Source organism: Actinacidiphila rubida, assembly GCF_900110255.1.
GTDB lineage: Bacteria > Actinomycetota > Actinomycetes > Streptomycetales > Streptomycetaceae > Actinacidiphila > Actinacidiphila rubida.
Genome location: NZ_FODD01000053.1, coordinates 35,790 through 43,508 on the forward strand (window position 1 = coordinate 35,790; position 7,719 = coordinate 43,508).

Consider the following 7,719-nt stretch of genomic DNA (forward strand, 5'->3'; position numbering starts at 1 on the left):
GTGGGGTTCCCACAAATGGGCGTCAGGTCAGACCCCGGATGAGAGGCGAGATCCCGGCCACACCGCGGAGTCGCAGACAACCGTCCAAGCCTGGCCGTACCGTGGATTGAGCAGGGATTCGCCGGTTCTTTAGGCCCATGGATCACCCTCCGTGTGGGCAACCTCACGTGCCGGGGTGCCTCGGCATGAAGTGTGGCCAGTACCTAAACTCGGCTTGTTTCAAGGAGGGAGCCATCGTGCGCAAGGTGCTCATCGCCAACCGCGGTGAAATCGCAGTACGCGTCGCCCGTGCCTGCCGGGATGCCGGGATCGCCAGCGTAGCCGTCTACGCGGATCCCGATCGGGACGCGCTGCACGTGCGCGCGGCCGACGAGGCATACGCGCTGGGCGGTGACACACCGGCCACCAGTTATCTGGACATCGCCAAAGTCCTGGCAGCGGCCGCCGAGTCAGGGGCCGACGCGGTCCACCCCGGCTACGGCTTCCTGTCGGAGAACGCCGAGTTCGCCCAGGCCGTGCTGGACGCCGGCCTGACGTGGATCGGCCCGCCGCCGCAGGCGATCCGCGACCTGGGCGACAAGGTGGCGGCGCGTCACATCGCGCAGCGCGCGGGCGCCCCGCTCGTCGCCGGCACCCCCGACCCGGTCTCCGGGGCCGAGGAGGTCGTGGCCTTCGCCGAGGAGCACGGCCTGCCGATCGCCATCAAGGCCGCCTTCGGTGGTGGCGGGCGCGGCCTGAAGGTCGCCCGCACCCTGGAGGAGGTCCCCGAGCTGTACGAGTCGGCGGTCCGCGAGGCGGTCGCCGCCTTCGGCCGCGGCGAGTGCTTCGTCGAGCGCTACCTCGACCGCCCGCGGCACGTGGAGACCCAGTGCCTGGCCGACAAGCACGGCAACGTGGTGGTCGTCTCCACCCGTGACTGCTCGCTGCAGCGCCGCCACCAGAAGCTGGTGGAGGAGGCTCCCGCGCCGTACCTGAGCGAGGAGCAGAACAAGCAGCTGTACACGGCGTCCAAGGCCATCCTCAAGGAAGCCCGTTACGAGGGCGCCGGCACCTGCGAGTTCCTCGTCGGCCAGGACGGCACGATCTCGTTCCTCGAGGTCAACACCCGCCTGCAGGTCGAGCACCCGGTCACCGAGGAGGTCTCCGGCATCGACCTGGTCCGCGAGATGTTCCGGATCGCCGACGGCGAGGAGCTCGGCTACGACGACCCGCCGCTGCGCGGCCACTCGTTCGAGTTCCGGATCAACGGCGAGGACCCGGGCCGCAACTTCCTGCCCGCCCCCGGCACCGTGACGCGGTTCGACGCGCCGTCCGGCCCGGGCGTGCGGCTGGACGCGGGCGTCGAGTCGGGCAGCGTCATCGGCCCCGCCTGGGACTCGCTGCTGGCCAAGCTGGTCGTCACCGGCGCCACCCGCGAGCAGGCGCTGCAGCGCGCGGCCCGCGCGCTGGCGGAGTTCGAGGTGGAGGGCATGGCGACCGCCATCCCGTTCCACCGCGCGGTCGTGGTGGACCCGGCGTTCGCCCCGCCGAAGGGCTCCGGTCCGTTCACCATCCACACCCGGTGGATCGAGACCGAGTTCGTCAACACCGTCCCGCCGTTCACGGGCGGTGCGGTGGACGAGGAGGAGTCGCTGGGCCGTGAGACCGTCGTGGTCGAGGTCGGCGGCAAGCGCCTGGAGGTGTCGCTGCCGGCGTCGCTGGGCATGACGCTGGCCCGCACCGGCCTGGCCGCGGGCGCCAAGCCCAAGCGGCGCAAGGCCACCAAGGCGGCGGCCGCGGCGTCCGGGGACGCGCTGGCGTCGCCGATGCAGGGCACCATCGTCAAGGTCGCGGTCGACGAGAACCAGCAGGTCACCGAGGGCGACCTGATCGTGGTCCTGGAGGCGATGAAGATGGAGCAGCCGATCAACGCGCACCGCTCCGGCACCGTCATCGGGCTGAAGGCGGAGGTCGGCTCGTCGGTCTCCTCCGGCGCGGTCATCTGCGAGATCAAGGACTGAACCGGGCCGGGACACCCCGGCCCGGCCACAACGCCGGTGGCGCTGGTGCGGGCACCAGCGCCACCGGCGTTCGCGCGTCCGGGCGAAGCCGCCCGGCGCGGGGTCCTGCTCGGCTCAGCGCAGCGCCGCCCTGGCCGGCTGCCTGAGGGCGAGGACGAGCAGTGTCGCCGCCGCGGTGAAGCAGGCGGCCATGCCGAACGCGGCGGTCGCGCCGTGGATGAACGGCTGGCCGTGGGCGTGCCGCGAGGCGGTGCCGAACACCGTGACCAGCACGGACAGTCCGAGGCTGCCGCCGACCTGCTGCATGGTCTGCAGCAGTCCCGAGGCGGAGCCGGCGTCCTTGGGCTGCACACCGGCCAGGATGAAGGTGTTGAGCGGCATCATCGTGAAGCCGACGCCGACGCCGATGAGGATCAGTGAGGCGAGGATGCCCTGGGCGTAGCCGTCGGACGCGCTGAGCCGGCTGATCCACAACGTCCCGGCGACGTTCAGCAGGCCGCCGACCGCGGCCACCCGCTTGGCGCCGAACCGGGCCAGCGCGCGGGGGGCGAGGCGGGCCGCGACGAACAGCGGCCCGGCCAGCGGCAGGAACGCGAACCCGGTCCTGAGCGGGCTGAAGTGCAGGTAGGTCTGCATGTACTGGGTGCTGAAGAAGAACACGCCGAACATGCCGGCCGGCACGAGCAGCATCACGCCGTAGGCCAGGGCCCGGTTGCGGTCGCGGAACAGCCGCAGCACGACCAGCGGGCGCTCGACCCGGACCTCGTTGAGGAAGAACGACACCAGCAGCGCGGCGGCGATCGCGAAGAAGGACAGGGCCCGCCGGTCGCTCCAGCTGCTCTCGCCGACCCGGATGAACGCGTAGACGAGACCGGCCATGCCGAGGGTGCCGGTGACGGCGCCGGCGATGTCGAACCGGCCGCCGCGGTGGCGTTCGGTCTCCTTGATGAAGCGGGGGGCCAGCAGCACGATGGCGATGCCGACGGGGATGTTGACGAAGAACACCCAGCGCCAGGAGCCCCAGTCGGTGAGCATGCCGCCGACGGTGAGGCCGATGGCCGAACCGGCGCCGGAGATCGCGGAGAAGACACTGAGCGCGCGGTTGCGCTCGGTGCCCTCGCCGAAGGAGGTGGCGATCAGCGCGAGCGTGCTGGGCGCGGCCAGGGCCGCGGCGGCGCCCTGGGCGCCGCGGGCGATGAGCAGGGTGGTGGCGTCGTTGGCGACACCGCCGGCGACGGACGCCAGGGTGAACGCGGCCACGCCCCACACCAGGGCCGTCCGACGGCCGATCAGGTCGCCGATCCGGCTGCCGAGCAGCAGCAGGCCGCCGAAGGCCAGGGTGTAGACGTTGAGCACCCAGGACATGCTCGTCGGCGAGAAGCCGAGGTGGGTGCCGATGCCGGGCAGTGCGACGTTCACGACGGTCGCGTCGAGCAGCAGCATCAGCTGGGTGCCGACGATCGCGCCGAGGGCGAGGTACGGGTGCCGGCGGGCCGGGGACGGCCGGCCGGTGCCGGTGGGAGAAGCGGTGGTCAGATCGCGCACGGTGGGCGAGGACATGCTGAGTGAACCCTCCAGCGGAGAGGGGAAGCGGAGGTTGCCTCCGTTAACTATACGGAGACAACCTCCGGTTCTACAATCGCTTTCGGGAAGACCACTTGGGAGGCATGACGACATGCGGGCAGACGCGCAGCGCAACTACGACCGCCTGCTGGAGGAGGCCAAGCAGGCCTTCATCGTCCACGGCACGGAGGTGCCGCTGGAGGACATCGCCCGCCATGCCGGAGTCGGCGTCGGCACCCTCTACCGGCACTTCCCCGACCGCTACGCGCTGATGAACGCGGTCTTCGAGCAGGAGGTCGAGCAGATCACCGAGGAGGCCCTGCGGCTGCTGAACGCCGAGGACCCGACCCAGGCGCTCGCGTCGTGGCTGCGCGCGGTGGCCCTGCACTCGGCGATGTACCGCGGGCTGTCCGCGGCGATCATGGAGGCGTCCGACCAGCGGATGCCGGCGTGCAAGACGCGGCTGCGGGACGCGGGCGGCAGCCTGCTGTGGCGCGCCCAGCAGGCGGGCGAGGTCAAGCCCGACCTGGCGATCGCCGACCTGCTCAAGCTGACGTCCGCGCTGGTCGTGGCCGCGGAGAAGAACCAGGAGGACCGCGGGCTGTTCGGCCGCCTCATGGCGCTGGTGATCGACGGCATCCGCACCCGCCCGGACGCCGACGGCACGCCGCACGGCCCCGGTCCGGCGACCTCGGCCGAGCACGGCACGGCGCAGGCCGCCGCGAAGAGCGCCGGCGCGCGCTGACCCCGCACCGCGGGACCGCCGCGGCGCGCTGCGGCGTAAGGGCCACCGGCACGGGCGCGGCGGACGCGGCCGCTCCGGCGCAGGGCACGGCGGAGCGCGTGAGGCCACCGGTGCGAGCGGGGCAGCCTGCGCCCACGCCATCAGCCGCCCCGCACCGGTCGCCCCGCCGGCACCCGAGCCCTCGGGCGGCCGGCCCCGGCCGCCGTCGGCGCGGGCGCCATCGGGCTCGCGCCGACGGCGGCCAACCCCGGGGGGCCGGGGTGACGGCTGCCGGACGTGTCCGCCGGGTCAGCGGCGGCGGACGTCCGCGAGGCGCGGCGGGGGCGCCGACGGGTCGGAGGCCTGGGCCAGCCGCTGCGGGCGGCGCGGGCCGGGCAGCGCCGACTCGCGCGCGTCCCTGCCGTCCCGCCCGTCGCGGGCATCGCGGGCGTCGCGGCTCTCGCGGCCGTCCCGCCCCTCGCGGACGTCGCGGCGCTGCCGGCCCGCGGCCAGCACCTCCGCGCCGACCGGCGTCTGCGCGACGGCGACCTGCACGCCGTGGTCGGCCAGGGCCTGGAGTTCGGTGGCGGCCCGCTCGTCCCCCACGGGGGGCTCGTCGGTCACCAGATGGGTGATCAGATCGGTCGGCACCGTCTGGAACATCGTGTCGGAGCCGAGCTTGGTGTGGTCGGCGAGCACCACGACCTCGGCGGCCGCCTGCACCAGCGCCCGGTCCACGCTCGCGGAGAGCATGTTCGAGGTGGACAGGCCGCGCTCCGCGGTCAGGCCCGCACCGGACAGGAACGCCCGCGACACCCGCAGCCCCTGCAGGGACTGCTCCGCGCCGCTGCCCACCAGGCCGTAGTTGGAGCCGCGCAGCGTGCCACCGGTCATGACGACCTCGACCCGGTTGGCGTGGGCGAGCGCCTGCGCGACGAGTAGGGAGTTGGTGACGACCGTCAGTCCCGGCACCCGGGCCAGCCGCCTGGCCAGCTCCTGCGTGGTGGTGCCCGCGCCGACGACGACGGCCTCACCCTCGTCGACCAGACCGGCCGCGAGATCGGCGATGGCCGTCTTCTCCGCGGTCGCCAGGTGCGACTTCTGCGGGAAGCCGGATTCCCGGGTGAAACCGCCGGGCAGCACGGCGCCGCCGTGCCGGCGGTCCAGCAGTCCTTCGGCCTCCAGCGCGCGCACGTCCCGGCGGACGGTCACTTCGGAGGTCTGGACGACACGGGCGAGCTCACGGAGCGACACCGCCCCGTTCGCGCGCACCATTTCGAGGATCAATTGACGACGTTCTGCAGCGAACACGAAACCGACAGTAACCCCAACAGCCGTGGAAGTTCTGCCTTATGCACCGGATATGGCAACCTTCGCTCAAAACACCCCGCCAAGTGCTATAGGCCGAAGGTACGTTCGCACCTCTGGCCCACGGCGGGGCGCCGCGTCACCAACTCCCGTCGCGGGAACGTCAGCTGCCGTCGCCGGACTTGCGCGCGTGCAGCTGGCGGGCGGCCTCGGCGACCGAACCGGACAGCGACGGGTACACGGTGAACGCGTTGGCGATCTGCTCCACCGTCAGGCTGTTGTCGACCGCGATCGAGATCGGGTGGATCAGCTCGCTCGCCTTGGGCGCGACGACGACGCCGCCGACCACGATGCCGGTGCCGGGTCGGCAGAACAACTTGACGAAGCCGTCCCTGATGCCCTGCATCTTCGCCCGCGGGTTCCGCAGCAGCGGCAGCTTCACCACGTTCGCCGCCATCCGGTTCGCGTCGACGTCGGCCTGCGTGTAGCCGACCGTGGCGATCTCGGGGTCGGTGAAGACGTTCGAGGAGACCGTCTTGAGGTTCAGCGGCGCCACCGCGTCGCCCAGGAAGTGGTACATCGCGATGCGGCCCTGCATGGCCGCGACCGACGCCAGCGCGAAGACGCCGGTGACGTCGCCCGCCGCGTAGACGCCGGGGGCGCTGGTGCGCGACACCTTGTCGGTCTTGATGTGGCCGGACTCGGTGAGCCGGACGCCCGCCCCCTCCAGACCCATCCCCGCGGTGTTGGGGATCGCGCCGACCGCCATCAGGCAGTGCGAGCCGGTGATCACCCGGCCGTCGGCGAGGGTGACCTCGACCCGGTCGCCGACGCGCTTGACGGACTGGGCGCGGGAGCGGGCCATGACGTTCATGCCGCGGCGCCGGAAGACGTCCTCCAGCACGGCCGCCGCGTCGGGGTCCTCGCCGGGCAGCACCCGGTCGCGCGAGGAGACCAGCGTGACGGTGGAGCCCAGCGCCTGGTAGGCGCCGGCGAACTCGGCGCCGGTGACGCCGGAGCCGACGACGATGAGCTCCTCGGGCAGCTCCTCCAGGTCGTACACCTGCGTCCAGTTCAGGATGCGCTCGCCGTCGGGCAGCGCGTCCTCCAGCTCGCGCGGGCGGCCGCCGGTGGCGATCAGCACCGCGTCCGCGGCGATCCGCTCCTCGGTGCCGTCCGGGCACTCGACGACCACGGTGCGGGTGCCCTCCGCGGTCTGGCAGCCCTCCAGCCGGCCGCGGCCGCGCACCACGCGGCCGCCGGCGCGGGTCACCGACGCGGTGATGTCGTGCGACTGCGCGAGGGCCAGGCGCTTCACCCGCCGGTTCACCTTGCCCAGGTCCACCCCGACGACCCGGGCGGACTTCTCCAGGGCCGGGGTGTCGTCGGCGACGATGATGCCGAGTTCCTCGTACGACGAGTCGAAGGTCGTCATCACCTCCGCGGTGGCGATGAGGGTCTTGGACGGCACGCAGTCGGTCAGCACCGACGCCCCGCCCAGGCCGTCGCGGTCCACGACGGTCACCTCCGCGCCGAGCTGCGCCGCAACGAGCGCCGCTTCGTAGCCGCCGGGTCCGCCACCGATGATCACGATCCGAGTCACGCCCCCCATTGTCCCGCACGCGCCAAGTGATCCGCGACGGGGGCAACGCGCCGGTCAAAGGGTGACCGACCACGACGTTCGGGGTGCCCCCGGGCGGGCCGCACTCCCCGCTGCCCACCGGGCCCTACCTCCGGCCTCCGGCCCTGCCCGGCGCTCCCCCCGCGCCCCTCGCGGTGCGTCGCCGTCCCACGGTTCGCCGTGGTCCCTCGCGCTGGGGGCACCTCCCGGCCGAAGGCTGGGGGACCTCGCGCCCCTGGCGGTGCAGGTTCGTGGGTGGGGTCAGGGGCCACTCCGGGAGTGTCTCCTCGAGCTTTGCATGGCGGCTTTTTCCGTCAGGGTGCCCGGGGCCTTGCAAAGCTCTGCGGGGACACACCCGGATCGTCCCCTTCCGGCCGGCCCCCGTCTGCGGGAGGACGTTGGCTGTGTCCATGTCCCCCGCCGCACGGTGGATCAGCGGGAGGGGGTGGGGAGGAAGTGCTCCCCGCAGAGAAATGTGCGCGGCCCCCGGGTGCCGATACGTA

General features: G+C 72.8%; 5 protein-coding genes. 2 read left to right on the forward strand and 3 right to left on the reverse strand.

The annotated features are described in order from the left end of the window. Nucleotides 1-236: 236 nt before the first annotated feature. Complete coding sequence (locus BMW99_RS34475; protein ID WP_069463161.1) at nt 237-2,000, forward strand: acetyl/propionyl/methylcrotonyl-CoA carboxylase subunit alpha; 1,764 nt, start codon at nt 237-239, stop codon at nt 1,998-2,000. 114 nt (nt 2,001-2,114) lie between these two features. Here BMW99_RS34475 and BMW99_RS34480 read toward each other — a convergent pair whose 3' ends face one another. Then, nucleotides 2,115-3,560 (reverse strand): MFS transporter, encoded by a 1,446-nt coding sequence (locus BMW99_RS34480; RefSeq protein WP_069463162.1) that lies wholly within the window; start codon nt 3,558-3,560, stop codon nt 2,115-2,117. 115 nt (nt 3,561-3,675) lie between these two features. Here BMW99_RS34480 and BMW99_RS34485 point away from each other — a divergent pair, with 115 nt between their 5' ends. Beyond that, nucleotides 3,676-4,308, forward strand: a complete 633-nt coding sequence (locus BMW99_RS34485; protein WP_075018179.1) for a TetR/AcrR family transcriptional regulator — start codon at nt 3,676-3,678, stop codon at nt 4,306-4,308. Nucleotides 4,309-4,596: 288 nt separating this feature from the next. Here the strand turns inward: BMW99_RS34485 and BMW99_RS34490 are convergent, their stop codons facing one another. Then, nucleotides 4,597-5,562, reverse strand: coding sequence for a DeoR/GlpR family DNA-binding transcription regulator (locus BMW99_RS34490; protein ID WP_245791749.1), 966 nt, complete (start codon nt 5,560-5,562; stop codon nt 4,597-4,599). 196 nt (nt 5,563-5,758) lie between these two features. Continuing rightward, nucleotides 5,759-7,207, reverse strand: coding sequence for an NAD(P)H-quinone dehydrogenase (locus BMW99_RS34495; protein ID WP_069465516.1), 1,449 nt, complete (start codon nt 7,205-7,207; stop codon nt 5,759-5,761). Nucleotides 7,208-7,719 lie beyond the last annotated feature (512 nt).